At 70.2% G+C, this 25,424-nt stretch carries 22 protein-coding genes; 12 read left to right on the forward strand and 10 right to left on the reverse strand.

Annotated features, from left to right (window positions below; all coding sequences use genetic code 11):
* Window positions 1–7: 7 nt before the first annotated feature.
* A complete protein-coding gene (locus FHX73_RS22135) occupies window positions 8–301 on the reverse strand; it encodes a DUF6317 family protein (RefSeq protein WP_145906667.1) in 294 nt (97 codons plus the stop codon).
* On the reverse strand, window positions 298–681 hold the full coding sequence (locus FHX73_RS46385; protein ID WP_246213646.1) for an SAV_915 family protein: 384 nt from the start codon (window positions 679–681) through the stop codon (window positions 298–300). Before FHX73_RS46385 ends, FHX73_RS22135 begins: the two co-directional genes overlap by 4 nt.
* Window positions 682–1,179: 498 nt before the next feature.
* On the opposite strand from FHX73_RS46385, the gene FHX73_RS22145 reads away from it, so the two are divergent.
* Together FHX73_RS22145 and FHX73_RS22150 are read left to right on the forward strand one after the other, a co-directional pair.
* Window positions 1,180–8,025, forward strand: a complete 6,846-nt coding sequence (locus tag FHX73_RS22145; protein WP_145906668.1) for an RHS repeat-associated core domain-containing protein — start codon at window positions 1,180–1,182, stop codon at window positions 8,023–8,025.
* A complete protein-coding gene (locus FHX73_RS22150) occupies window positions 8,025–8,279 on the forward strand; it encodes a MafI family immunity protein (protein WP_145906669.1) in 255 nt (84 codons plus the stop codon). The genes FHX73_RS22145 and FHX73_RS22150 overlap by 1 nt, the downstream gene beginning before the upstream one ends.
* 191 nt (window positions 8,280–8,470) lie before the next feature.
* On the opposite strand, the gene FHX73_RS22155 is transcribed toward FHX73_RS22150, so the two are convergent.
* A complete protein-coding gene (locus FHX73_RS22155) occupies window positions 8,471–9,370 on the reverse strand; it encodes a LysR family transcriptional regulator (RefSeq protein WP_246213647.1) in 900 nt (299 codons plus the stop codon).
* A gap of 102 nt (window positions 9,371–9,472) precedes the next feature.
* On the opposite strand from FHX73_RS22155, the gene FHX73_RS22160 reads away from it, so the two are divergent.
* From FHX73_RS22160 to FHX73_RS22170, 3 genes are read left to right on the forward strand one after another with little or no spacing between them, the layout of a single operon-like run.
* Window positions 9,473–10,366, forward strand: a complete 894-nt coding sequence (locus tag FHX73_RS22160) for a DMT family transporter (protein ID WP_246213648.1) — start codon at window positions 9,473–9,475, stop codon at window positions 10,364–10,366.
* The gene (locus tag FHX73_RS22165; protein WP_145906671.1) at window positions 10,363–11,865 is read left to right on the forward strand and encodes a leucyl aminopeptidase; all 1,503 of its coding nucleotides are present in this window, start codon (window positions 10,363–10,365) and stop codon (window positions 11,863–11,865) included. Before FHX73_RS22160 ends, FHX73_RS22165 begins: the two co-directional genes overlap by 4 nt.
* Window positions 11,865–12,803, forward strand: a complete 939-nt coding sequence (locus tag FHX73_RS22170; protein ID WP_246213649.1) for a PhzF family phenazine biosynthesis isomerase — start codon at window positions 11,865–11,867, stop codon at window positions 12,801–12,803. Before FHX73_RS22165 ends, FHX73_RS22170 begins: the two co-directional genes overlap by 1 nt.
* Here FHX73_RS22170 and FHX73_RS22175 read toward each other — a convergent pair.
* Window positions 12,800–14,485: an Eco57I restriction-modification methylase domain-containing protein gene (locus FHX73_RS22175; protein WP_246213650.1), complete on the reverse strand. Its 1,686-nt coding sequence runs from the start codon at window positions 14,483–14,485 to the stop codon at window positions 12,800–12,802. The two genes, FHX73_RS22170 and FHX73_RS22175, sit on opposite strands and share 4 nt — an antisense overlap.
* Window positions 14,486–14,575: 90 nt before the next feature.
* On the reverse strand, window positions 14,576–15,289 hold the full coding sequence (locus tag FHX73_RS22180) for a PaeR7I family type II restriction endonuclease (protein WP_170304996.1): 714 nt from the start codon (window positions 15,287–15,289) through the stop codon (window positions 14,576–14,578).
* Between the two features lie 417 nt (window positions 15,290–15,706).
* Here FHX73_RS22180 and FHX73_RS22185 point away from each other — a divergent pair, with 417 nt between their 5' ends.
* Window positions 15,707–17,098, forward strand: a complete 1,392-nt coding sequence (locus FHX73_RS22185; RefSeq protein ID WP_170304997.1) for an alpha/beta hydrolase — start codon at window positions 15,707–15,709, stop codon at window positions 17,096–17,098.
* 74 nt (window positions 17,099–17,172) lie between these two features.
* Here the strand turns inward: FHX73_RS22185 and FHX73_RS22190 are convergent, their stop codons facing one another.
* The 3 genes from FHX73_RS22190 to FHX73_RS22200 all read right to left on the reverse strand — a co-directional run bounded on the left by FHX73_RS22190 (window position 17,173) and on the right by FHX73_RS22200 (window position 19,555).
* Window positions 17,173–17,721 carry a helix-turn-helix domain-containing protein gene (locus FHX73_RS22190; RefSeq protein ID WP_246213651.1) on the reverse strand — a complete coding sequence of 183 codons (549 nt, stop codon included), beginning with the start codon at window positions 17,719–17,721 and terminating at the stop codon, window positions 17,173–17,175.
* 101 nt (window positions 17,722–17,822) lie between these two features.
* Window positions 17,823–19,061, reverse strand: a complete 1,239-nt coding sequence (locus tag FHX73_RS22195; protein WP_145905480.1) for an IS256 family transposase — start codon at window positions 19,059–19,061, stop codon at window positions 17,823–17,825.
* A gap of 56 nt (window positions 19,062–19,117) precedes the next feature.
* A complete protein-coding gene (locus FHX73_RS22200) occupies window positions 19,118–19,555 on the reverse strand; it encodes an AraC-like ligand-binding domain-containing protein (RefSeq protein ID WP_246213652.1) in 438 nt (145 codons plus the stop codon).
* A gap of 424 nt (window positions 19,556–19,979) precedes the next feature.
* Here FHX73_RS22200 and FHX73_RS22205 point away from each other — a divergent pair, with 424 nt between their 5' ends.
* A complete protein-coding gene (locus tag FHX73_RS22205; protein ID WP_145906677.1) occupies window positions 19,980–20,360 on the forward strand; it encodes a hypothetical protein in 381 nt (126 codons plus the stop codon).
* A gap of 417 nt (window positions 20,361–20,777) precedes the next feature.
* On the opposite strand, the gene FHX73_RS22210 is transcribed toward FHX73_RS22205, so the two are convergent.
* Both FHX73_RS22210 and FHX73_RS22215 read right to left on the reverse strand, forming a co-directional pair.
* Window positions 20,778–20,981, reverse strand: a complete 204-nt coding sequence (locus FHX73_RS22210; RefSeq protein ID WP_145906678.1) for a DUF397 domain-containing protein — start codon at window positions 20,979–20,981, stop codon at window positions 20,778–20,780.
* Window positions 20,982–21,000: 19 nt separating this feature from the next.
* Window positions 21,001–22,071: a Scr1 family TA system antitoxin-like transcriptional regulator gene (locus FHX73_RS22215; protein ID WP_145906679.1), complete on the reverse strand. Its 1,071-nt coding sequence runs from the start codon at window positions 22,069–22,071 to the stop codon at window positions 21,001–21,003.
* Between the two features lie 101 nt (window positions 22,072–22,172).
* Between FHX73_RS22215 and FHX73_RS22220 the strand changes: the two genes are divergently transcribed.
* The 5 genes from FHX73_RS22220 to FHX73_RS22240 all read left to right on the forward strand — a co-directional run bounded on the left by FHX73_RS22220 (window position 22,173) and on the right by FHX73_RS22240 (window position 25,415).
* Complete coding sequence (locus tag FHX73_RS22220) at window positions 22,173–22,430, forward strand: hypothetical protein (RefSeq protein ID WP_246213904.1); 258 nt, start codon at window positions 22,173–22,175, stop codon at window positions 22,428–22,430.
* A 131-nt stretch (window positions 22,431–22,561) separates the two neighbouring features.
* The gene (locus FHX73_RS22225) at window positions 22,562–22,825 is read left to right on the forward strand and encodes a hypothetical protein (RefSeq protein WP_145906680.1); all 264 of its coding nucleotides are present in this window, start codon (window positions 22,562–22,564) and stop codon (window positions 22,823–22,825) included.
* 192 nt (window positions 22,826–23,017) lie between these two features.
* Window positions 23,018–23,332 carry a hypothetical protein gene (locus FHX73_RS22230; protein WP_145906681.1) on the forward strand — a complete coding sequence of 105 codons (315 nt, stop codon included), beginning with the start codon at window positions 23,018–23,020 and terminating at the stop codon, window positions 23,330–23,332.
* A complete protein-coding gene (locus FHX73_RS44850) occupies window positions 23,329–24,657 on the forward strand; it encodes a WXG100 family type VII secretion target (RefSeq protein WP_170304998.1) in 1,329 nt (442 codons plus the stop codon). Before FHX73_RS22230 ends, FHX73_RS44850 begins: the two co-directional genes overlap by 4 nt.
* Before the next feature lie 5 nt (window positions 24,658–24,662).
* The gene (locus tag FHX73_RS22240; protein WP_145906682.1) at window positions 24,663–25,415 is read left to right on the forward strand and encodes a hypothetical protein; all 753 of its coding nucleotides are present in this window, start codon (window positions 24,663–24,665) and stop codon (window positions 25,413–25,415) included.
* The last annotated feature ends 9 nt before the right edge of the window (window positions 25,416–25,424 follow it).

The raw sequence follows: 25,424 nt of genomic DNA on the forward strand, positions 1-25,424 counted from the left end.
CCCGGCCTCAGTTCATCAGGTCTTCGTAGACGCCGTGCTCGTCGACGTCGTGGCGCTGGTAGGAGTCGTGGGCGTACTGGAGCTTGTCCCCGTGGCCCTCGATCCGGCCGGCCAGCTTGGCGTGCAGGCCGGCGATGGCCTCCATCATCGAGGTGATCGAGGAGTCCAGGCCGCTGTCGCCGGAGGCGGCGATCGGCGGCGCCACGTCGGTCTTGAGCTTGACGTAGGCCTGGGCCTCCTGGTGGAAGGTGGCGGCCATCGACCGCAGGTCCTCCAGCACCACGTCGTAGCCGGCGCTCATCGTGTCCCCCTCGCGTACTGGTCGAGGTCCTCCGGGCTCCAGGTGCGGGCGCCCGGCGGCACCTGCGGGTCCAGGTAGACCGGTGCGTAGCCGGCCCGGCGCATCAGCTGGACGTAGGAGCGGGCGGGTGCCGCGATCCACGGCTGGGCGGGGCCGAGGGCGGCCACCAGCTTCTCGACGGTGGTGAAGGCCACCGGGATCGGCCCGCCGAGCGTGCTGTGCAGCAGCTCGAAGCCGATTTGCGGCGCGACGCCGGGCTGGTCCGCGTAGCGCGGGTGCGCCGGGATGTAGACCTGCTCGTCCGGGCGGATCGAGGCCGGACGCGGCACGGCGGGCGCGGGCGCGCCAGGTGTCGGTGCACCGGGTATCGGTGACGCCATTTGATCGCTCCCCGTTGGCTTCCAATTGGCAGGTCGTCACCCTACCCCGGGTGATCCATCGACTCCACGGCGAGGGGCGGGACGGCGGGACGGTCACGGCTTGGCGGGTGCACTGGCTGTGCAGGCCGGGCGGGTTAGGGAAGCCCTAGTCCGGCAAAGAATCGGCAAAGGAAATGACGGTCCCGGATGGGCTCGCGAGGTCGCTTTCGCGGTCGGAGTCCACTTGATGTGATCTTGGAACTCTTGTCCCGATTCCGCTGGTCAACGGCGGATTCCAGGGCGGCGCGGGGTGGACGGCGGGCGGCCGGAAGGCTGTTGCGTCGTGTGTTCGACGGGCAATAGCGTTCGCTGCGGCCAGGCTGCCTGGGAAGCAGCCGAATTGACGGCCGCTCATAACAGACGAACAGTGGGGGTTGCGTGTACACGCGTCATCGAAGGCCGAATGCGCGACGGGGGAGAGGTTGGGCGCGTCGTGGCACCGTCATGGGTGCCACGTTCATGACCCTGACGCTGCTGGCGCCCATCGCCTCGGCCCAATCAGTGGTCGGCGGTTATCAGTACAAGGGCAAGGTGTGGGCGGCGAATCCGCTGCCGGCGCAGCCGAAGGTCAGTGGTCATCCGCTGAAGGGTAAGTCGCAGCAGGCGGCGGTGCCCGAGCCGGCTGGTTCGCGTGCGTTGAAGGGCCACCAGGATGCCGCGGCGTCGTGGCCGGTGGCGTCGACGAGTACGGTCGCGCTGGCGGGTGCGGGTGCGGGTGCGGGTGCGGCGGCGCCGCAGGCCGCGGCGGCCGCGCCGACGCCGGTGGCGAACTCGCCGATCACGGTGGCGCCGGGTGATTCCGGTGCGCCGTCGTCCGTCCAGGTCAAGACCGCCGATCATGGCGGTGCGCAGGCCGCGAACGTGGACGGCTTGTTGTTCGGTCTGACGCGGGCTGACGGTACGTCGGATGCCGGCAAGGTCGCGGTGTCGGTGGACTACGGTTCCATCGCGCAGGCGTACGGCGGTGGTTGGGCCTCGCGCCTGCACCTGGTGTCGATGCCCTCGTGCGCGTTGACGACGCCGGACGTGCCGGCCTGTCGCACCCAGCAGCCGCTCGCGACGACGAACGATCCGGTGTCGCACAAGCTGACGGCCACCGTGGCCGTGCCCGGCACCCCCGTGAAGGCGCAGGGCGCGACCGGAGCGGTGCAGGCGGCGGCGGTCACGCAGAACGCGGGGACGGCGGTGGCCGCCGTGGCCAACGCCGCCGGTTCGCAGGGCAACTACGCGGCGACTCCGCTGTCGGCGTCGGGCTCGTGGTCGCAGTCCGCGTCCGGGGCGTTCACGTACCAGTACCCGATCGATACCCCGCCGGCGCTGGGCGGTTCCGCCCCGAGCGTGGGGCTGTCCTACGACTCGCAGTCGGTCGACGGGGAGACGTCGTCGCGCAACTCGCAGTCCTCGTGGATCGGTGACGGTTGGGACTACAGCCCCGGCTACATCGAGCGTGACTACAAGTCCTGTGCGAACGACGGGATCACGGGTTCGGCGGACGAGTGCTGGGCCGGGTACAACGCGACGCTGTCGCTGGGTTCGCACACCGGTCAGCTGGTGCGGGACAGCAACGGTGTCTACCACTTGCAGGCCGATGACGGCACGAAGGTCGAGGACCTGTCGGGTGCGTCGAACGGCATGTGGAACGGTGAGTACTTCAAGGTCACCACGACGGATGGCACGCAGTACTTCTTCGGTCTGAACCACGCTCCGGGTACGACGTCGGATGCGGCGACGAACTCGGCGTGGGGGGTTCCGGTCTACAACCCGAAGCCCGGTGACCCGTGTTACAACTCCGCGCAGGGCAACAACTCGCAGTGCGCCGCGGAGATGGGCTGGCGGTTCAACCTCGACTTCGTCGTCGACGCGAACAACAACGTGCAGCGCTACGACTGGGCGAACGAGACCAACTGGTACAACATGGGCTACGGCCAGGTGGCCCAGTCCGGTGCCGGCGGTTCGATGATCGCCTACACGCGTGGCGGCTACCTGCAGCAGATCTCCTACGGCTACAAGCTGGCGGATGAGCAGGCCGGGCGCGACCCGGATGCCAAGGTGGTCTTCAACACCGGGCAGCGGTGCACCACTTCGAGCAGCGTCTGCCAGTACGGCAACCTGAACGGGACCACGGCCACCAACTGGCCCGACACCCCGTACGACCTCAACTGCACGCAGGGCATGGCCACTTCGGGCAACGGTAGCAACGTGTGCCAGGTCGCCTCGCCGACCTTCTGGTCGACCTACCGCCTGCAGTCGATCAGCACCTCGGTGAAGGTCGGCTCCACCTGGCAGCCGGTCGACAGCTACGCGCTGAACCAGATCTTCTCCGACGCCGGTGCGACGGTGGACCCGGTCACCGGGAAGACGGTCGACCCGGCGGACGCGGGTGCGCTGCAGTCGGTGATGTGGCTCTCCTCGATCCAGCACACCGGCCAGGACACCTCGGCCGGCGGCAGCGGGGCGATCACGCTGGACCCGGTGACCTTCACCGGCACCGAGATGGACAACAGGGTCGACGGCCTCACGCCGGCGGCGCCGCCACTGTTCCACCCGCGGATCTCCAGCATCCAGACCGAGACCGGCGAGTCGATCGCCGTGACCTACCGGGCACCCGAGTGCTCGCGGGTCAACAACCACATGCCGGCCTCGGCCGACAGCGACACGATGGGCTGCTACCAGGTCTACTGGACCACCCCGGGCGGGTCGGCGCCGATCGCGGACTGGTTCAACAAGACGCTGATCTCGACGATCACCGACAACGACGCGTCCAAGGCCGGCTCCCCGGCGAAGGTCACCAACTACGCCTACAGCGGCGGGGCGGCCTGGCACCGGGACGACTCGGACCTGACGGACGACCAGTACCGTACCTGGAACGACTTCCGCGGCTACCGGACCGTCACCACCACCACCGGCTCCGCCCCGGACCCGGTCAGCCAGACCGTGGCCACGTACTTCCAGGGCATGGACGGCGACTACAAGGCCGACGGGACCCAGCGTTCGGTCAGCCTCACCGACCCCAACGGCGACACCGCGACCGACAGCAACTGGCGGGCCGGCGTCGTGCAGGAGGCCGACACCTACACCCAGGCCGGCGGGACGATCGTCAGCAAGGCGCTGAGCACGGGCCCGGTGTTCACCACGACGGCCACCGCCCCGCGGACCGCCTGGACCTCCAAGAGCCCGGCCCCGGCGACGCTCTCCACGCTGCCGCCGATGACGGCGCTGCGGCTCCAGAGCTCCGTCAGCCGGCAGTCGAGCCTGCTGGCCAACGGCACCTGGCGCACCACCGAGACGGACACCACCGCCGACAGCCTCGGCCGTCCCGTCAAGGTGGACGCCAAGGGTGATGTGACGGTCCCCTCGCAGGAGACCTGCACGACCACCAGCTACGCGGGTGCCCCGGCGTCCAACCCGATGATGCTGATGAACCCGGCCGAGACGATCACCGTCGCGGGCGGTTGCGGTACGGCGGCGAGTGCGTCGACCACGATCAGCGACAAGCGGTACTTCTACGACGGTGACGGGAGCCTGACGAATCCGGGCACCCTGGGCCAGGTCGGTGGCAACGGGACGACGGTGGGCATGGTCACCGCGACCCAGGCGGCGCAGTCCTACGACTCGTCGGGCAACCCGGTCTTCCAGACGCTGGGCGCGGTGCAGTACGACCAGTACGGCCGTCCGACCCGCACGCTGGACAGCGCGGGCTCGGCGACCACCGACTCCTACAGCCCGTCCACGGCGACCTTGCCGACCGTGGTGTCCAGCACCAACCCGCTCGGTTGGACCACCACCGACACCTACGACCCCGCCCGCGGTCTGACCACCCACGCGGTGGACGCCAACGGCCGGGTCACCGACTCCACCTTCGACGCGCTGGGCCGCACCACCGCGACCTGGCTGCCCGGGCGCGACAAGAACACCCAGACCGCGGACAAGCTGTTCAGCTACTCGGTGCACGGCGTGGGCAACCCCGACCCGTCCACCGTCACCACGCAGACCCTGCGCGAGGACGGCTCCTACAGCACCGCGATCCAGTTCTACGACGGCTTCCTGCAGGAGCGTCAGACCCAGACGACCACGGCGGACAACTCGGCCGGCCGGCTGATCGCGTCCACCCACTACGACAGCCACGGCCTCACCCACTCCAGCGTGCCGGCGTTCGTGGACACCACCACCGCGCCGACCACCACGATGTTCGTGGAGACGGAGAACAGCCTCCCGTCCGAGACCGTCAGCGCCTACGACGGCCTGGACCGGCCGGTCAGCAGCACGCTGTACTCCCAGGCGCAGCCGCTGTGGACCTCGACCGTCGCCTACCCGGGCGCGGACGAGACCGACAGCACGCCGCCCCCGGGCAGCCCGGCCGGTTCGACGTTCACCGACGCGCTCGGCCGGACCACCAGCACCGTGGTGCACGGCGGTAGCGGGATCGGCGACGTCACCACCAAGTACGGCTACAACGCGGTGGGCCGGCTCGGCACGGTCAGTGACAACGCCGGGAACACCTGGAGCTACAGCTACGACCTGACGGGGCGTCCGACCTCGCAGACCGACCCGGACACCGGCACCTCCTTCACCACCTACGACCAGGTCGGCAACGTCGCCAGCACCAAGGACGGCCGGGGCCAGATCCTCTCCTACAGCTACGACCTGCTGGGGCGGATGACCGGGGAGTACAACGGCGCCGGGACCACCGACCCGACCAAGCAGCTGACCTCCGAGGTCTACGACACGCTCGCCAAGGGCTACCTGACCTCATCGACCCGCTACGACAAGGGCAGCGCGTACACCCAGGCGGTGACCGGCTACAACACCGCCTACCAGCCCTCCGGCAGCACGGTCACCATCCCGTCGGCCGAGGGTGCGCTGGCCGGCACGTACAGCATCAGCAGCAAATACACGCCGAACACCGGCCTGCTCTCGGACACCATCTACGGCAACGAGGGCGGTCTGCCGTCCGAGGACGTCGGGTACGGGTACAACCTGCAGGGCGGCCTGGTCTCCACCGGCACGATGTTCACGCCGTACCTGGACGTGGCCTCGTACAGCCCGCTGGGCCAGATCGAGCAGTCGACCTTCGGTGTGCTCGGCAAGCAGCTGCGCACCGCGCAGACGTACGACGACGCCACCGGCCGGGTCACCACCAACCGGGTCAGCATCCAGCCGGCCACCACCAACCCGATCTCGTCCACCACTTATGGCTACGACCAGTCGGGCAACCTCACCACGACGAGTGAGCTGCAGTCCTCCGGCGGCACCGACCAGGCCTTCGACACCCAGTGCTTCCAGTACGACGGTCTCGACCGCCTGACCACCGCCTGGACCGACACGGCGGGCCAGACCTCGCCGACGGCCGGTCAGCTGGCGCACTGCACCAGCGGATCGCCCGCGCCGGCGAGCATCGGCGGCCCGGCGCCGTACTGGCAGTCGTACAGCTACAACCTGCTCGGCGACCGGACCCAGTACACCAACCACGACACCAGCGGGAACACCGCCAACGACATCACCCAGACCAGCACCTACCCCGGTGGCGGCACCACTGCGGCCAACCAGCCCAACACCGCCACCAGCATCAGCACCACCAAGCCCGGCACGGGGACCAGCACCATCACCCCGCAGTACGACGCCGCCGGCAACACCACCAGCCGCATCACGACCGGCCCAGCGGCGGGCAACCAGACCTTCACCTACGACCCCGAGGGCCGCACCTCGACCGTCACCACGACGGTCGGCACCGGTAACCCCGCGAACACCGGCTACCTCTACGACGCCGGCGGCAACCTGCTGATCCAGCGCGGTCCGACCGCTACGGTGCTCTACCTCTTCGGCGGCGCCGAGCAGTTGACCCTGACCGGCGGCACCGTCACCGGCCAGCGCTTCTACGGCAACCCGGACGGCACCGTCCTGCTGCGCTCCAGCAACGGCGCCCTCACCTACGAGCCCACCAACGTCCAGGGCACGTCCCAGCTCGAAGTCAGCGCGTCCAACCTCGCCATTACGCGGCGGTCCTACGACCCCTACGGCAACGCGCGCGGTCCCGTGCCCAACCTCTGGGCCGACAACCACGGCTACCTGGGCAAACCCACCGACCCGACCACCGGCCTCGACCTGCTCGGAGCCCGGCAGTACGACCCGGCCATCGGCCGGTTCCTCAGCGCCGACCCGATCTTCGAGGCCGGCGACCCCAACCAGATGGGCGGGTACGCCTACGCCGGTGACAACCCGTCGACCAGTAGCGACCCCAGTGGCCTGATCTCGTGGGGCGGGGCGTGGAACTCGGGCGTCAGTTGGCTGCACAAGAAGGCCAACCAGGCGGGCACGTTCGTCGCGGGCGCGGCTGACGGGGCGATCGGGTCACCGGTCGCTTGGGCGGTCAACAAGGCCTCCGACGGGTGGAACCACGCGGCCGACGCCTGGAACAACTTCGCCGAGACCCATGACGGCATCGGCGGATCCATGTTCGACGTGGGCCACACGGGGCACATGACGGACACCCCGTTCGGGAGCCTCTTCAACGCCGATACCAACTCGGGTGCGTACAAGCGGGGCTTCTTCGTCGGTGCTGTGGGCAGCTTGCTGATCCCCGGCAGTCAGGAGGCCGACGCGGCCAAGGCGGCCGAGGCTGCTGATGGTGGCGGCGGGATCTTCGGGTTCCTCAAGCGGCTGTTCACTCACGACGACCCGCACCCCACTCCCCACGACGGCCCCCACGGTGGTGGCAGTGGCGGCCACGGTGGCGGTGGCGGCGGGGGTAGCCACGGTGGCGGTGGCGACGGCGTCGCTGGCGGCAAGCCGACGGGCAAGGCCGTCCACCCCGACACGCCGGCAACCGGCACCGGGGCGAAGGGCGCTGACCCGGTAATAGGCGGGAAGGATCCGGTGCCCGCTGGTGGCGGCAAGCCGCGATTCACGGTCGATAGTTCCGGTAGTGTGAGTGACAGAACACTTCAGGCATCACCCGGCCGTATCAACCTCGCCAGCGAGGACAGGACTTCCCACATCCTCCGCGGCGGAATGGGTAGGAATGGTTGGAGCGGTGGTCACATGTACCCGGGTAACCCGGGTAAGACACTGTTCCCCACGGACTGGTCAGCCGATGACATCATGGAAAACGTGTCGGATATCGCGACCGACCCAAATGCCAAGGTGGATCCGAACTCGGGTGGTCCTGGAGGGGCGCTGTTCTACAGGAGTGGCAGGCCCGCATCCTTCAAGCTCTGGGGTGAGCGTAACGGAGTGTGCATCCGAGTCATCGTGGAGCCGATGGGCAGGGGAATTGTCACCGCGTTCCCCGATGCAGGAGCCTGCTGATGATTGACGATAAGATTCGAGAACTGGCGAAGATGCTCTCCAGTCACGTTCCCGCCTTCCTGGTGGACGATTTGCTTACGTACATGCGGGAGGACGAGCGAGAACTCGGCTTGGAGATCCTTTGCGAGAAGCTCTATGATGAATTGGTGCCGCTCAGCTCGGCCGAGATCGAGATGATCCTGGAACTGGGTGAGATGCTCGACCTTCCGGCTGATATGGTCGGGCAGGTTGCCGAGTTGGGCGCCGAGGAATAGGCGCACTGATAAGCCGCAGGCCCCACCGGATTTTCCCGGTGGGGCCTGCGGCCTATTGTGTTCCGGGTTTCGGTGTCGGAACAGCTGACGATCTCCTGGAACCGGGATGCTCTCTGATCGTCCATGGCTGACCGACATCACTGATCCAACGTCAGTGGCGGCATCCGTCGCGGTGCTCCACAGGGTGCGCCTCAGGCGTGAGCCCCGGCTGCGGCCTGGAGGGCCGCGAGGGCGGTGCGGACGGCGGGCTCGACCAGGGCGGCTTCGCGGGTGGCGAGGTGGAGGGAGCGGGTTGGGGTGGGGTGGTGGACCGGGCGGACGGTGGTGCCGGGGTGGTGGCGGGTGGGGAGGGCGAGGCGGGGGAGGAGGCCGACGCCGAGGCCTGCTGCGATGAAGCCGAGGGCGGTGGCGTAGTCCTCGCCGGTGGCGACGAAGTCCGGGGTGAAGCCGGCTGATGCGCAGGCGGCGGTCAGGATGTCGAGGCAGGGGCCGGGGGGTTCGGTGCGGATCCACGGGTCGCCGGCGAGGTCGGCGAGGTCGAGGGTGCGGCGGGCCGCGAGGGGGTGGTCGGCGGGGAGGACGGCCAGGAGCGGGTCGTCGATGAGGTGGGTCAGGCGGACGCCCGGGCGGCTCGCGCTGTCGGGGCGGATCACCACGGCCAGGTCGGCGCCGCCCTGTTCGACTTCCGCGATCGGGTCGTGCTGGTCGCCGAGGCGCAGGTCGATCCGGACGCCCGGGTGGTCCCGGCGCACCCGGGCGACGGCGGGGGCCACCAGGGTCGAGCCGACGGAGCTGAAGTAGCGGATCGCCAGGCGGCCGGTGCGGCCGGCGCGCAGGTCGGCGAGTGCGGTCTGGGCCTCGGCGATGGTGTGGCTGATGGTGTCGGTGTAGCCGATGAGGACCCGGCCCGCCTCGGTCGGCCGGACGCCGCGGCCGAGGCGTTCGAGCAGGGCGATCCCCGCCTCCTTCTCCAGGACCGCGACCTGTTGGCTGACGGCGGAGGGCGTGTACCCGAGCTGTTCCGCCGCCGCCGTCATGGATCCGCTGCTCACCACGGCCCGCAGCACCAGCATCCGTCTCACATCAAGCATGAAGTTGAGCTTAATGCTTGTGCAGTTTTCTTCGCTTGTCCTTCCAGGTCGGCCCGGCATCGTTCAGCGGGAGACCGGCGATCGGGAGGAACGACTGTGGGTGTGACGAGGGCGTCGGCGCGGGTGGCCGTGCTGGCCCTGCTCTGGGGATCGACCTTCCTGTGGATCAAACTGAGCCTGACGGTGCTGACGCCGGTACAGGTCACCTTCGCCCGCTGCCTGTTGGGGGCGGCCGTGCTGACGGCGGCGTGCCTGGGTACGGGGCGCCGGCTGCCGCGCGGTGCGGCGCTCTGGGGGCGGATCCTGATCGCGGCGTTCTTCTGCAACGCGCTGCCGTTCGCCCTGTTCAGCCTCGGGGAGCAGACCGTCGACTCCGGTGTGGCCGGGGTGCTGAACGCGACGACGCCGCTCTGGTCGCTGCTGCTCGGCGCCGCGCTGGGGGCGGAGCCGGCGCTGCGCCGGGCCCGCCTCGGTGGACTGCTGCTCGGGTTCGGCGGCGTCGTGCTGATCTTCGCGCCGTGGCAGCGCACGGGGCAGGTCGGCTGGGGAGCGTTGGCGATCGTCGGGGCGGCGGTGAGCTACGCCGTCGGATTCGCCTACATGGGCCGCAGGTTGGTCGGCAAGGGCGTTGCGACGATCAGCCTGTCCGCCGCGCAGCTCCTCGCCGCCACCGCGTTGACCGCGCTGACCCTGCCGGTCGGCGGGCTGACGCCGGTCCACCCGGAGGCGAAGGGCCTGATCGCCATGGTGGTCCTGGGCGTGCTCGCCACCGGGGTCACCTTCCACCTCACCTACCGGATGATCGCGCACGAGGGCGCGACCAACGCCGCGACGGTCAGCTACCTGCTGCCGGTGGTCTCGGTGGCGCTGGGCGCGGTGCTGCTGGCCGAGCCGGTCAGCGCGCGGGTCGCGCTGGGGATGGTGGTCGTGCTCGGCGGGGTCGCGCTGACCCGGTGGAAGGGAACCGTGGTAGTCGTGAAGGGAGCTGTGGGATGACCGAGTTGAGAGTAGTCGGCGCCGACGCGTCGGCGCTGCCGGCCGACTGTGTGGTGATCGGTGCCGTGCGGGGCCCGGACGGGCCGGTCCCGGCGCCCGGCGGGGCGGCTGTCGAGGCTGCCTTCTGTGGTGAACTGGCGTCGATGCTAGGTGACTTGGGCATGACCGGGGCCGAGGGCGAGGTGGTCGCGCTGCCCGCCCCGGCGGGCTGCGCCGCGCGGGTGGTGCGGGTGGTCGGACTCGGCCCGGCCGGGTCGGACGGGCTGGTCGGCGCCGAGGCGCTGCGCCGGGCCGCCGGCGCGGCGGCCCGGGCGCTGGCCGGAACGGGAACGGCCGTGCTGGCGCTGCCGGTTGACGGTGCCACCCAGGCGGAGGCAGTGGCGCTCGGTGCTCTGCTCGGTGCCTACGACTTCGGCGTCTACCGGACCGGTCGGGAACACCGGCCGCCGGTGCGCGAGTTGGTGCTGGCGGTGCCTGCGGACCGGCAGGCGCGGGCGGCCGCCGGGGCGCAGCGGGGCACGGTGATCGCCCAGGAGCTGAACCGGTGCCGCGACCTGGTCAACACGCCGGCCAACGACCTGTACCCGGAGAGCTTCGCCGGGATCGTCGAGAAGGTCGGCGCCGAGCACGGGCTCGCCGTCCAGGTGCTCGACGAACCCGCCCTCGCCGCAGGCGGCTTCGGCGGCATCCTGGGGGTCGGGCAGGGGTCGGCCCGCCCGCCGCGGCTGGTGCGGATCGCCTACGAGCACCCGGCGGCGACGGTGACCCTGGCCCTCGTCGGCAAGGGCATCACCTACGACTCCGGCGGCATCTCGCTGAAGCCGGTGGGGTTCAACGAGATCATGAAGCGCGACATGTCCGGCGCTGCCGCCGTGCTCGCCGCCGTGGTGGCTGCCGCCCGGCTGGGCCTGCCGGTCAACATCACCGGCTGGCTGGCGATGGCGGAGAACATGCCGTCGGGCTCGGCCCTGCGGCCGGGCGACGTGCTGCGGATGTACGGCGGCCGGACCGTCGAGGTGGTCAACACCGATGCCGAGGGCCGCCTGGTGCTGGCGGATGCGCTCGTGCGCGCGGGGGAGGAGCGGCCGGATGCCATCGTCGACGTGGCGACCCTGACCGGGGCCATGCGGATCGCGCTCGGCAACCGGCTGTTCGCCGTGCTGTCCGACGACGACGCCTTCCGCGACCGGGTCGTGGCGGCCGCGCGGGCCGGTGGCGAGCAGGCCTGGCCGATGCCGCTGCCGCCCGAACTGCTCGACGGCCTGCGGTCGCAGGTGGCCGACCTCGCCAACAGCGGGGAGCGGATGGGCGGCGGGCTGGCGGCGGGCCTGTTCCTCAAGGAGTTCGTGCCGGCGGGCACCCGCTGGGCCCACCTGGACATCGCCGGCCCCGCCTTCAACGAGGGCGCCGCGCACGGCTATACGCCCGCCGGCGGCACCGGTGCGGCGGTCCGGACCCTGGTGCAGTTGGCGCGGGAGCTGGCCGAGGGGAGCGTGTGATGAGGACCCTCTACCAGGTCGACGCCTTCACCACGACGCCGTTCACCGGCAACCCGGCTGGCGTGGTGCTGGCCGCAGACGGTCTGACGGACACTCAGATGCAGCTGGTGGCACGTGAGTTGAACAATTCTGAGACGGCCTTCGTGCTCCCCGCCGACGGCCCGGACCACGACGTGCGGGTGCGCTTCTTCACGCCCACCACCGAGGTGCCGACCTGCGGGCACGCGACCGTCGCCGCGCACTACGCCCGCGCGGTGGAGCACGGCCTGGCGCCCTGCACGCTGGTCCAGAAGACCGGCGGTGGGCTGCTGCAGCGCGTGGATGTTCGCGTCGAGGGCGACCGGGTGCGGATCGGCATGCACCAGGGGCCCGCCGAGTTCGGCCCGGAACTCGACCGGGCCCAGGTCGGCCGGGTGCTGCGGGCGCTCGGGGCCGCGCCCGCAGACCTGGCCGGGGGCGGGCCGGTGCAGGTCGTGTCCACCGGGCACTCCAAGGTGCTGGTCGGGCTGCGGGACCCCGCTGCCGTGGACGCCCTGCGGCCGGACCCGGCCGCGCTGGTGGAGGTCGGCCGGGAGGTCGGCAGCAACGGGTTCTTCGTCTTCGCCCTGACTGGCGGTGACTCTGGTCCGCTCACCTGGTCCCGGATGTTCGCCCCGGCCATCGGCATCCCGGAGGACCCGGTCACCGGCAACGGGCACGGCCCGCTCGGCGCCTACCTGGTCCGCCACGGCCTGGCCCCGGCCCCCGGCGGCCGGCTCGCCTTCACCGGGCGGCAGGGCGTGGCGATGGGCCGCCCGGGCGAGGTGCAGGTGAGCGTGGAGCCGGACGGTGACGGCCGGCCGTCGGTGTCGATCAGCGGCGACGCGGCCGTGGTCTTCCGGGCCGAGGTGCCGGTGGTCGGGCCGGTCGAGCTGGTGTTGTCGCCGGGCTGTCCCTAGTCGGGCAGTTCGGCCAGCCCGTAGACGCGCAGCGCGGCCTCGGTCGCCGCGTCGACGTCGCGTGCGTCGAAGGCGGCCCGCAGGGCGGCGCGGTCCTGCTCGTCGATGGCCTCCGGGGCGGGCACGCGGATCTTGCGGAGGTACTGGGCCTGGAAGCGCAGGGTGCCGCCGCGCATCCTGACCGCGTACGCCTCCACGAACGCCCCGGCGACCTTGGAGAGCAGCAGTCCGCCGAGCACCCGCATGTCCCAGCTGTCGGAGACGATGAAGTACAGGTTGTGGTGGGGGTACAGCCCTTCGGGGCCGCCCTCGTCCAGCACCGGATGGATCGTCAACTTCATGTCGGGGAAGAGGAGTTTGGGTCTGGCCCGGAGCTTGTGGTCGACCTTGTCGATCGTCTTGTACCAGCGGCTCGGCTGCTTGACCGCGACGTAGCGCTTCCTGAGCACCTCGCTGTGCCGCCGGAAGTAGGTGGACAGCCGTGGATGGTCGGCCAGGTCCACCAACTCGCCGTCGGCGGTCCAGGGGTTCACCAGGAAGGAGCCGTTCCATCTCAGGGTGCCGCTGGTGGTGTCGCGGACCATGGCCAGGGGAAGCAGCCGGTCCTGCTCGACCAGCCCGGCGTCATCGGTGATGAAGACCTTGTCGGCGCCGGTGGCGATGCCGATCCCGACCCGCGTCCCCGTCGTCTCGTCCTCCAGCAGCCGGAACCGCTCGCTGAGGTCCTCCAGGGCCGCGAGCCTCGCCGGGGAGCCGGTCGGCCACGAGTCCTCCTCCGGGAACCAGTGCTCCATCCGCGCGGCCTGGTAGGCCGGGGTCGCGACCGGCGCGGGGTCGTCGCTCCCGTACCAGGCGAGGAACTCCTCGGCCTCGGCCGCTCCGAACGCACGCGTGGTGTCGGCGGCGACCGCGCTCCCCTGGCGGCCGCCCCGGTTGGTGATGATCGTGACCGCCGGGTACGCGGAGACCTGCTCCTCGAACGCGTCCACGTCGTGCATCGCCATGGCGAGGTCGATGCTGAAGTCGCGGGTGACCAGCCGGCGCAGCTTCCGGCCGTACTGGTTGCGCATCCAGCGGTCGGCGCAGATGAAGCCGAGCCGTCCCCCGGGCTTGAGGCTGCGGAGCGCCACCTCGTAGAAGCCCACGTAGACGTCGGCGCGGCCACCCATGGTGGAGCACGCCGCGCGGTAGGCGTCCATCCGGTCGTCCGGCACGTCCTCCAGCCGGATGTACGGCGGGTTGCCGACGACGAAGTCGGCCCGGAGCGGCGCCGGTTGCAGCAGGTAGTCACTCCTGGTGACCCAGCTGCGCGCGACGAGCCGGGCGTCCTGGCGGTCCCACCCGTCGGCGATGAGCTGTTCCTCGACCACCGTCCGGCTCGCGCCCACGTTGCGCTCCAGCAGGTCGAACGCCTTGACCGTGTCGCTCGCCTCGACGATCCGGCGGCCGTGGATCCGGCACGAAGCGCTGACGCGGGAAGCGATCCCCTTCAGGAAGGCACCGGTGCCGCAGGCGGGCTCGACGACCGTCAGCCCCAGGAGGTCGAGGTCGGCGGTGTAGCCGAGCAGGTCGAGGATGAGGTCGACCATCCAGCGCCGGGTGAACACCTCACCGTGTTCGATCGCCTCCGCAGGCAGGTCGGACGGGGTTCGGTGATCGGTGAGGGGGGCGAGGTTCGGCACAGGGCGACCCTACAGGGGCACCCCTTCGCGGCAGGTCACGCTGGACGGGAGCCGGGGCGGGTGGCCAGCCCCGTGCCCCGCCCGTGCGCCCTACTTCGACCTGCGGGCCTCGACGACCGCCTTGACGAAGTTGACCCGCCCCTCGATGGCGACCCGGAGCGTTGCGCCCGTCGCCGTGTCGAGCGGCTCCTTGTACGCGACTCCGTCGGCCGTGGAGGTGGTCGTGAGGAACCAGCCGGCGTCGTAGACCTTCTCCCCGATGAGGCGCCTGATCATCTCCTGGTAGCGCTGGTTGTAGGAGTGGCCCTTGAACACCGGGTCGGTCTCGAACAGCGCGCTGACGTCGCGGTCCGGCTGCTCCGTCTCCTCGTCCTCCCGAAGGACCAGGACGTAGCCGAGCCAGGGCGGGACGTCGCCGAAGGCGCCGTTCCGGTTCTGCGCGGCCGCCGTGTCGGTCGCGGTGCCGAGGGCCTCCTCGAAGCGGTTGTTGATGTTCCTGGAGACGCTGCCGACCTGCGACTTGAACTCCAGCGCCGCCACCAGGATCCCGTCGTACAGCACGACCAGGTCCCACTGCTTGCGCACGCGGTAGAAACCGGGGAGGTAGGGCTTGCCGGTCAGCACGCAGCTCTCGTCGAGGCCGCAGTCGACGAACACCTGCTTGACCAGGCCCTCGAACCCGCCCATGTGCTTGTTGGCCCGCGCCGTGCCCCCGGACTTGCCCTTGTCGTCCAGCTTCTCCCGCTGGTCGTTCCGCTTGAACCAGAAGTCCTCGACGGCTCCCTGGATCGCCCCCGGCCTCATGCCCGCCCCCTTGCAGTTGGTGGTGATTGCGGTGGACCCGCGCACACCGTGGGCCACACGAACCCCAGTCTTCCCTACCGGTCCGACAGCCGAGCCCCGCCGCGAGCGCGCGACTGGGCGGGGGAGGGCTGACGGTGTCTCATTTCCAGCCGTCAGTGGGATGACAGTGGTCCGGCAGTGGGATGACGGCGGGGCGCAGAAGACTCGGTGACGAACGATCATGAATCAGAGCCGAGGGAGCCGCCCATGACCCGTCCACGCCTCACCGCTGCCGTCCGTCTCGGTGCCGCCGTGACCGCGTCCTTGTTGCTGGTCGGCCTCGCACCGGTGGCCGCAGCCGCAGTGACTGTGCCCGTGCCCGAGCTCGGGTGGGGGACGAAGGGGTGCGCAGCCGGGTTCGAATGTGCGACGGCCGCCGTGCCGTTGGACTACCGCGACCCGCGAGGCCGGTCGATCCAGTTGGCGCTGATCCGTCATCCCGCCACCGACCAGGCGCACCGGATCGGGTCGTTGGTGTTCAATCCGGGGGGTCCGGCCGCTGCCGGGACCGAGGCGCTGCCCACGGTGTACGGCATGTTTCCCGAGGAGGTGCGGGAGCGGTTCGACATCGTCAGCTTCGATCCGCGCGGGGTGGGGGAGTCCACCACGCTCCAGTGCTTCCCCGACGCCGCCGCCGAGCAGAGCCTGTTGGCCCGCATCCCGGCGGGGTTCCCGGTGGGCGCGGCTCAGCAGTCGGCGTGGGCGGATGCCTACGAGCAGTTCGGCCGCCAGTGCGCCGACGGTTCGCCGGCCGGGTTGGCGGCGCACCTGTCCACGGCCGACGTGGCCCGGGACATGGACGTGCTGCGGCAGGCGCTCGGCGAGCGGCGGCTCACGTACCTGGGGACCTCGTACGGCTCGTACCTGGGCGCCACCTACGCCAACCTGTTCCCCGGGCGGATCCGCGCGATGGTGCTGGACAGCGCCATCGACCCGGTCGCCTGGTCCACCGGCCGGGACCCGCAGGACGCCGCGCTGCCGCCGTTCCTGCGCACCGGCAGCGACCTCGCCTCGGCCCGCACGCTCGACGCCTTCCTCGACCGGTGCGGTGCCGTGACCACCGATCGGTGCGCCTTCTCGGCGGGCAGTGCGGAGGCGACCCGCGCCAAGTTCGACGGGTTGCTCAATCGGTTGCGCAGCGGGCCGGTCGAGTTGGGCGCCGCGCCGATCGGCTACGCGGCGACGGTGTCCGCCGCCGCGTCCCTGCTCTACGCGGTGGCGCCGGTGCCGGGTGTGCCGGGCACCGGGTGGCCGGCGCTGGGGCAGCTGTTGCAGGTGCTGTGGACGGCGCCTGACGCACCGTCGGGCCCGTCGCCGACCGGCGGCGCGCCGAAGCAGGAGCAGGTGCTCGGCGTGGTGTGCGCCGACACCGCCAACCCGTCTGCGGGGGCTGACTATTCAGCGCTGGCCGACCAGGCCGAGGCCAGGTCCGGCGCCGTCGGCCCGTTCTGGGTCTGGCAGACGCAGCGCTGCGCCGGCTGGCCCGCCGACGCGGGCCGGGACCGCTACACCGGCCCGTGGAACCGCCCGACCTCCGCGCCGATCCTGGTGGTGGCCAACACCGGTGACCCCGCATGGCCCTACGAGGGCTCGCGGGCCATGGCCGACACCCTCGCGCGGGGCCGCCTGCTCACCGTCGACGGCTACGGCCACACCGTCCTCGGCAACCCGAGCAGTTGCGCCGCCGAGGACGAGGCGCGGTACCTGGTGGACGGCCGGCTCCCCGCGAGGGGGACGGTGTGCGCGCCGGACCAGCAGCCGTTCGCGTAGGAGGGGGAGCGGCGGGGTGGGACGACGGGGCCGCGCTGCTTCCTTCGAGGGGTGCGTCAGGCCTCCGGCGAGGGTCAGGAGTCGCTGCCCGCTCTGCGCGCTCCCAACTGATTGCGGTACTCCCCAGGGGGCGTCCCGAAGGCCGCTTTGAACGCCCGGCTGAACACTGCGGCGTCCGCGAACCCCCACCGCGCTCCTATCGCCCCGACAGGGTGCTTCGCGAGGCCCGGCTGACCCAGGTCGGTCCGGCACCGGCCGAGCCGCAGTTCCCGGATGAAGGTGCTCACCGTCTGTTTCTCCCCGCGGAACAGGTGGTGCAGGTAGCGCACCGAGATGCCATGGGCGTCCGCGACTGTCTGCGGCGACAAGTGATGGTCCATGAGGTGTGCCTCGATGAAAGCCTTGGCAGCGCGCAGGAGCGCCGCCTGCCGGGTCTCCGGCGGCAATGAACCGCACTGGTCCGCCAGGCCCCCGAGGAACGCGGAGGCGAGCTGGACCGCGGCCGCTCCGAGTCGCTCAGCCTCCAGCCCGTTCCACTGGTCGCCTGCCAGTCCTTGGAGGAACCCCGCGAGCAGGGCACCGCTGCCGTGTGCGGGAAGCCGGCGCGACAGAAGATCCTGCACTGACCGGTCCGGAAGCGGCACCGCGGGCTTGGGCAGGCGGAGGATGAGGTCACGTCCGCTGGAGTGGTGTAACGCTGGCCACTCGGTGATCCAGTTTCAGGCTATGCGGTGAGTGCGGTCGTGCTGGCTTCTTCGGTGCTTTCTCCCTCGATCGGGTGGAGGTGGCAGCGGCCGAGGATTTCGGAGCCGATGTAGCGTCGCTGTTCGGCCCATTCGTCGCTCTGCTCGGCCAGGACCGCGCCGATCAGGCGGACGATCGAGCCGCGGTCGGGGAAGATCCCGACGACGTCGGTGCGGCGCCGGATTTCCTTGTTCAGCCGCTCCTGCGGATTGTTCGACCAGATCGACTTCCAGACCGTTCGCGGGAACGCGGCGAAGGCCAGCAGGTCCTCGCGAGCATGCTCCAAGTGCTCTGCGGCCTTGGGGAATCGCTCGTCCAAGGCCGCGATCACGGTGGCCATCTGCTGGCGCACGGCCTTCGCGTCGGGCTGTTCGAAGACAGTCCGCAGCAGGGTCGCCACCCACGGCTGGGCGGACTTCGGGACCTGCGAGAGCAGGTTTCGCGCGTAGTGCGTGCGGCATCTCTGCCACGCCGCCCCGGGCAGGGTCGCGCCGATCGCGTCCACCAGCCCTGCATGCGCGTCGCTCACGACGAGCTGGACCCCGCCCAGGCCGCGGGCGACCAACGACCTCAGGAAGGCCAGCCAGCCGGCGCCGTCCTCGCTCGTGGCCACGTCCAGGCCCAGCACCTCGCGCTGGCCCTCGTTGTTGACACCGACCGCGACCAGGCAGTGGACGTTGACCACGCGGCCGCCCTCGCGAACCTTCTGGGTGAGCGCGTCGACCCACACGAACGTGTAGGGCCCCTGGTCGAGGGGTCGGTTGCGGAACTCGGCGACCCGCTCGTCCAAGTGCTTCGCCATCTCGGACACTTGTGACTTCGACAGCTGGGTGACGCCCATGGACTCGGCGAGCTTCTCAACCCGGCGAGTGCTCACGCCGAGCAGGTAGCACGTGGCGACCACGGAGATCAGGGCCTGCTCGGCCCGGCGCCGACGCTCCAGCAGCCAGCTCGGGAAGTACGAGCCCGACCGCACCCGCGGGATCGCCAGGTCGACGGTCCCGACACGGGTGTCCCAGTCCCGGTTGCGGTACCCGTTGCGGGAGTTGACACGCTCCTCGCTCGGGCGGCCGTATTCGCCGCCGCAGGCCCGGTCCACGTCCGCGGACATCATCGCCTCCGCGAAGGTCTTCACCATCGCCCGCAACAAGTCCGGACTCGCCGAGGCCAGGTTCTCCTCCAGCAGGGCAGCAAAGGGCACACTGTCAGGTGCGGTCATCGTGCAGATCTCCTTCAAGAGCTTGGTCGTTCTCGAAGGATCAGCCGGTGGCCGTTTCACGTTCTCAGGCGACACCCACTACCGGGACGAAACCCCCGGAACGGGTGGAACCCGTACACCACTTCCCTGGACGCAACCGAGGATATGATGATCCGGCCGCCCTCGGTCACCCACATCTGTGTCGGCTGCGACGTGTCGTAAAGCAGAAAGTCGCCCGGTCTGATCTGAGCCTGGTTACGCGCCTGTTCCACCACCACGGTCCCGCGGGCCATGTAGCCCAGCTCCCACAACTCGGGATCCGACCGCCGGATCAACTGCGGGGTGCGAACCGAAGTCAGCGTCGGGAAGGACAGGACCGACACGTTGACGGGCCCGAGTTCCAACGCAGCGGTCGATGCCCGGAAGTCACCGCGGTGCTCACTGGCGATGTGTGTGGGCGCGAGATCCTGCGACAGCAGGTCGAGCCACCGGTCGAACCTCTCCGCCTTCGGCACGTCCGTCGTCTGTAACTCAGCCCAGCCCACCGCGCCCCCCGGTCTGTTGTGCACATGATGCAAAGAGCATTGCACTCCATGTCAATGACACGCGCACGGAGCGCCACGATAGTTGTGTCCGAGCCGCGAAGTCTGCGCAGTGCACCATGGCCGTTGCAACGTCCCGTGATCTTGGGAGTGCGCTGGTCAAGCGATGCCCAGGGGGGTTGAGCGCGCAGCTGAACGGCTCGTCGGAGGTGTGCCGGAGGCCTGCGGGGAAATCGTGGTGCCCGGATCGCAGCACCGTGTTGATGACCCGAACTGAGAACACAGGAACCTCGCGGCCCGAAGCTACGGGCCGCACCGGCCGCCCCACGCAGTCTGGTCAGGCCGCTTCGACCAAGAGAGCTGGGCCGAGCGGCACCACAACCTGAAGGAGATCAGCATGCTCAAGCTCGGGAACACCCGCCGCACCATCGCGATGGCGGCGGCAACCCTCGCCCTCGCCGGCGGTATGACCGTCACCGCCGCGTCGTCCGCGTCTGCCACCGTCACCAAGAACTCGGTCTGCTCCCCCACCGATTACAGCCTGAAGATCAGGATCGGCGCGTCGTGGCAGTGCTTCAACTGGGACGGCGAGTCCGGGAACTACCTCAACGTCAACGACTGGTACGACGCCGTCTACGCCGGCTCCTACTACGTCGAGGTGACGTGGCACGACGTCAAGACCGGCGAGCAGTTCGGCCCGTACTTGATCGATCCCGGCCAGGAGAGCGATCAGCCCACCTTCAACAGCGTGCTGACCGGCGTCACTTTCGTCGCCTGACCCGGTCTGGGCCGTCGTCCCACGCCGTCGACCAGCGTCCAGCGCGAAACGCGGAGACGACGGCCTGGGGCCGCGCACCTTCGGCTGCCATGAAGCCGGCTTCGTGGGCGGGCGGCAGGGGCGCTTCAAGGTCGTAGTGATCAGGTGAGTCCGTAGGTCGCGGGGGTGCGCGCGGACCAGGCCCCCCACGAACGCATCGAAGCTCCGGTTGAACGCGGTGACCTTCCCAAGTCGCCGCGTACCACCGGAGCTTCGATGTGCCGTCAGTCTGGAATGGTGTGGCGATCGGCCTCGCCGTCATGACTGGTCTGCTGACAGCGACCGTCGCCGTCGTCGCGGGCGCCACCATTCGACTGAGGTAGCCGTGTCCGGAGGGGCTGCGCTGGCATGGCGGCCCGCTGCGGCACTGGGGTGACGTCAGGTGCGGTGCAGGGCATCCGCCTTGACGGCGGTGAGGAAGGCGGTGAAGGAGGTGCTCGGGAAGGTGAGGGCGGGGCCGTCGGGGTTCTTGGAGTCGCGCAGCGGGACGAGGCCGGCGGGCAGGAGGTCTCGTGAGGCCTCGACGCACTGACCGCCGTTCTCGCCGCTGTGGGTGGACTTGAACCAGGTGAGCTGCTTCATGTCCCGGAACCTTCCAGAGTCAGGCCCTGCCGAAACCGTCGTCCTTGGCGCCGTTGACGAAGGCGGTGAAGGAAGTGGACGGGAAGACGAGGGCCGGGCCGTCAGGGTCCTTGGAGTCACGGATCGGCATGAGGCCGGCGGGGCGCAGGTCGTGCGAGGTCTCGATGCACTGGCCGCCATTGTCACCGCTGTAGCTGGACTTGAACCAGGAGAGATTGAGCGGGAGTTCAATGGACACGTTCAGCAGTCCTTCCAAGCGGCGGCGGATCACGTCGGCTGACTCGGACGCCGAGAGGGCGTCCGCTCGAAGCCGATCATAGGCCCGCGAGAGCCGCCGGACTGCCTCTGGATCGCGCGAGAAGTGGCCACGGTTCACGCTCTCCGAGTAGATCAGGTCCTTGCCGTTCGGAACCTTGACCAGCGTGAACCCGGTGGCTGCGGCCACGCGCTCGCCCAGCTCCTCCGGAGCGATCTGCACCACGATCTGCGGATAGCGCTCGATCACCGAGAGCGTGTGGGCAAGTTGGCCGCACATCACCAAGTGGCCTCCCACCATGCGGCGGAGGACGCCCTCGTCCAGGATGAAGAATAGCTGAGGTCCATCCTCTGTCAGAAACCTTACCCGGCGACTCATTCGGGCAGCGACTCGCTGATCCAGGGACGGACCATCCTGTTGCTGGAAGGCCCTTTTGAGCGCCGCTCGGGCGTAATCGGGAGTCTGAAGCAGACCAGGGAAGCGCGAGACAGTGTATTCGCTGAGACATGTGGCCAGGGCCTCGATCCTGACGAACTCCCGGAACCAATCCGGATGCTCGACTTCCTGGTGCCAATCCGTACTGTGCCACGCCCGTTCCAGTCGCCCGTCCGTCCCGAGCAGGAAGTCGATGCGCTGAGCCATCGTCAGTTTCGGTTGACGCTCCGCCGACTCGAACCGTGACAACAGAGAACTGTCACAGGGAACTTGGCGCGCGAGTTGCGCGATTTTCATACCAGCTGCTACGCGAAGATCACGCATCAGCCAGCCGAACGCCTGCGGCGTCAACTTGCGGACGATCTCCCCCGAGGAATCCCGAACCACCACGGTTCCCACCTGCTCCCGTGCCGAGAAATGAATGTCAGTCCTTTGGACTCGCCAAGGTACTACGGAGCGCCGATGCTTGTTAGCGGAAAGCGACGAAAGGAAGTCGACCGATGACGAACCAACAGGGTTCCGCTCGCATCCGGCAGTTCACGGTGGAGGCGCGGAAGGAGGCGCGGGAGGCGATTGCCGAGTTGCGCGCCGTGCTCGCTCTCGCGGGGCTGCAATTGCCCTCCCTCGGGGAGGACTGGGAGGGGTCGTTCAGCGGGACGGTGCTGGTGGAGCTCGGGCGGGCGCGGCCGGATGTGGTGCGGGGGATCGCGGAGTTGCTGCGCGAGGCGTTGGCGGCTCGTGCGGCGCTGGGGGGTTGAGGGTGGGCGGCCGCTGTGGTGGCGGCCGCTCTTGTCGGTACTGGCGAAGGCACTGAGCGCGCCTGCCGGGCCCCGGCCGTGCCCGTTGGGGTGGCCGAACTGTCCGGTGTGCGCGAGGAAATGAGCGACCCATGCACGACCCCACGTACGCCCCCGTCCCGCACTTCGAGGACGGCGGCGAGGACGAGGACGAGGGCAGCACCATGACGCTGCGGATCTACCGGATCGCCGCCGACGGCGCGGTGGTCGAGCTCGCGAAGCGGGCCGTCTGGCGCGGCGAGTCCTACTGGCGCGGCCCGATCGGCGGCGAGTGGCCGCCGTGCAGCTGTCCGCGCTGCCTGCCGATGCTGCGCTCCCGGCAGCGGCGGGACGGGCTGGCGCGGAAGCGCAAGTGAAGGTGCGTCAGGACTGACCGGCGCTGGCGGCGTGGCGGCCGCCGGCGCCCGCGTTGGTTGGCGTGTCACTGAACGGCCGCCGAATCCAGGATTGACGAAGCCTTGATGTCCGGGCGGCGTGGCGGCGCCGACCACTGCCCTAGGGTCGGAACCTGACTGGTAGTCAGTAGACAAAGCAGGAGGTGCGGGGGCGTGGGGGACGACCGGTTCGTCGTCGATCTGCCGGATCTGGAGCGGCTGGCCAAGGGCCTGGACGACGCGAAGAGCGAGCTCGACACCGCGCTCAAGGCGATGGGCTCGGCCAACCTCGGTGGCCTCGGGATCCAGGCGTTGACCGATGCGTGCCAGCACTTCCAGAGCCGGTGGAGCTACGGCCTGGGCCAACTCGGCAAGGACGCGCAGGCCCTGCACGAAGGCCTGCAGAACGTGCTGAAGAACTACGGCAAGACCGAGGCCGACCTCGCCGCCGGCCTCCAGGGCAGTCCGGCCCCGGGCGCGGGACAGTGAGCGCCTCGACCGGGGCGGCGCCTGCTGCGGACGCGTGGTCCGGGCTGGGCTTCGACCCCGTGCCCGGCGACCCGACCGCCGTCGAGACGCTGTCGAAGACCCTGGCCCTGGCCGCCCAGCACCTCCAGGGCGTCCACGACACCATCACCAAGCTCGGCCAGCCCGGCGGCACTTGGACCGGGGACGCGCAGAAGGCGTTCTCCGACCAGCTGACGAAGCTGCCGGACGCGCTCAAGCACGCCGCCGACTCCGTCGACACGGCGCGCCAGGAGCTGGACAAGTGGTGGCAGGAGATCACCACCAACCAGCCGAAGGCCACGGCCTTCGAGCAGCAGGCCGAGACCTTGCAGGCGAGCCTGAAGACGGCGAAGACCGAGCACGACGAGGCCGCCGCCAACGGTGACCTGAAGCTGCTCGGCCAGACCTTCGCGGACGCCACCCAGCAGCAGGCCGCGCAGGACAAGTACAACGCGGCGAAGTCCGCGCTGGACGATGCGGCCACCAAGGTGAGCAACACCCAGGCGGACCTCTGGCGGGTCCAGGGGCAGGCCTCCCAGCTCTACAGCGACTACCTCGGCTACGCGAACGGCCGGGCCGACGCGATCCGCAAGGCGGCCGACGACCAGGCCCCGCACAAGCCGGGCATCTGGGACTGGATCCTGGACCACGGCGCCGACTTCCTGACCGTGGCCGCGTCCGTCGCGGGCATCGTCGCGCTCTTCGTCCCGGGCGTCGCGCTGCTGGCGATCGCGCTCAGCGCGGCCGCCCTGATCGCGCACGTGGCGACCTACGCGAGCCAGCAGGGGTGGAAGGCGTTCTTCCCGCCGAGCTCGAAGAACATGGGCAACTGGCTGACCGTCGGCGGCGACGCGCTGGGCGTGATCCCCGGCGTGAGCGAGATCAAGGAGGGCGTGACCGCCGCGCGGGCGGCCAAGGGCCTCGGCGCCTCGGTCAAGGCGGGGTACGAGACGACCCAGGCCGGCCTGAAGGGTGCGGACGCGCTGAACCCGGTGACCGACGCGGCGCGGAAGGCGACGGTCGACTGGCTGGAGAAGAAGGGCGTCACGGTCAGCACCTCGGTGGCGGACAACTCCGCCAAGGGGGTTCAGGGCGCGGTGATGGCCGGTCTGACGGAGCCCACGGCCGCGTCGCTCTTCGACACCAGCGACAACAACCTGGTGAACGGCACGACGGCGGGTGGCAACGCGGTGAACAGCCTCGGCTTCGTCCACGGCGAGGGCAGCGGCAAGGCCGGGACCGTCTTCGGCACCCTCGGACTGGTCGCCGGAGCGTTCGGCTTCGGCTGGTCCCTGAACGGGAGTTGACGACCATGACGACCACGACCACGACCACGACCACGACCGCGACCGCGACCACGGCGACGACCATGACGGTCACTCACACGGACACGGCACCGCTGCTCTGGTTCGCCGGCCCGGTCGGCTTCGTCGAGGTGCCGCTCGACGGGACGGCCGACCAGCGGCTCGACCGGCTGTGGGAGGCCTTCGACGCCATCGGAGCCGACGTCTCCCCGGAACAGCGGCTCGGCACGGCCGTCAACGCCGAACTCCTGCTCCAGGCCCAGCTGGAGCAGGGCCTGGTGCACCTGGCGAACTGCTTCTACCGCACGGACGGCGGCGAGGTGATGCACGCGGTGTTCGCCGTCTCCGTCGCCCCGGCCGAGACCGGCGGCCCGCTGACCTTCGCCGCCCGCACCGCCGAGCAGTGGGCCGCCGCCCGGCCGGCGGCCGAGATCGGCGTGCTCGACCTGCCCTGCGGGCGCGCGGTGGTCGCCACCGAGGACAGGACCGTGACGGTGCCCGGGCAGCTGTACGGCCTGGAGCAGGCGAGCGAGAGCCGGTTCCGGCAGATCGAGGCGGCGATCGCGCACCCGGACGGGGTGCACCTGGTCCGGGTGGTGCTGAGCACCGAGTACCTGGAGCACTGGTCGGACTGGGCGGTGGTGATGGGCGCCGCGTTGCGGGGGCTGTCGTTCCGCGACCCGCTCACGGCGGTGCGGGAGCGGCCGGTGGCGCAGCTCCCGGCCGGAGTCGAGGACCGGATCCGGCAGGCGTTCGGCTGAGGGTGGGAG

This window comes from Kitasatospora viridis, from assembly GCF_007829815.1.
Taxonomy (GTDB): Bacteria; Actinomycetota; Actinomycetes; order Streptomycetales; family Streptomycetaceae; genus Kitasatospora; species Kitasatospora viridis.

Bases quoted from the DNA above. Each gene is read 5' to 3' on its own strand.
- FHX73_RS22135 (WP_145906667.1), bottom strand. From the start codon at position 301: ATGAGCGCCGGCTACGACGTGGTGCTGGAGGACCTGCGGTCGATGGCC.
- FHX73_RS46385 (WP_246213646.1), bottom strand. From the start codon at position 681: ATGGCGTCACCGATACCCGGTGCACCGACACCTGGCGCGCCCGCGCCC.
- FHX73_RS22145 (WP_145906668.1), top strand. From the start codon at position 1,180: ATGACCCTGACGCTGCTGGCGCCCATCGCCTCGGCCCAATCAGTGGTC.
- FHX73_RS22150 (WP_145906669.1), top strand. From the start codon at position 8,025: ATGATTGACGATAAGATTCGAGAACTGGCGAAGATGCTCTCCAGTCAC.
- FHX73_RS22155 (WP_246213647.1), bottom strand. From the start codon at position 9,370: ATGCTTGATGTGAGACGGATGCTGGTGCTGCGGGCCGTGGTGAGCAGC.
- FHX73_RS22165 (WP_145906671.1), top strand. From the start codon at position 10,363: ATGACCGAGTTGAGAGTAGTCGGCGCCGACGCGTCGGCGCTGCCGGCC.
- FHX73_RS22170 (WP_246213649.1), top strand. From the start codon at position 11,865: ATGAGGACCCTCTACCAGGTCGACGCCTTCACCACGACGCCGTTCACC.
- FHX73_RS22180 (WP_170304996.1), bottom strand. From the start codon at position 15,289: ATGAGGCCGGGGGCGATCCAGGGAGCCGTCGAGGACTTCTGGTTCAAG.
- FHX73_RS22195 (WP_145905480.1), bottom strand. From the start codon at position 19,061: ATGACCGCACCTGACAGTGTGCCCTTTGCTGCCCTGCTGGAGGAGAAC.
- FHX73_RS22205 (WP_145906677.1), top strand. From the start codon at position 19,980: ATGCTCAAGCTCGGGAACACCCGCCGCACCATCGCGATGGCGGCGGCA.
- FHX73_RS22210 (WP_145906678.1), bottom strand. From the start codon at position 20,981: ATGAAGCAGCTCACCTGGTTCAAGTCCACCCACAGCGGCGAGAACGGC.
- FHX73_RS22220 (WP_246213904.1), top strand. From the start codon at position 22,173: ATGACGAACCAACAGGGTTCCGCTCGCATCCGGCAGTTCACGGTGGAG.
- FHX73_RS22225 (WP_145906680.1), top strand. From the start codon at position 22,562: ATGCACGACCCCACGTACGCCCCCGTCCCGCACTTCGAGGACGGCGGC.
- FHX73_RS22240 (WP_145906682.1), top strand. From the start codon at position 24,663: ATGACGACCACGACCACGACCACGACCACGACCGCGACCGCGACCACG.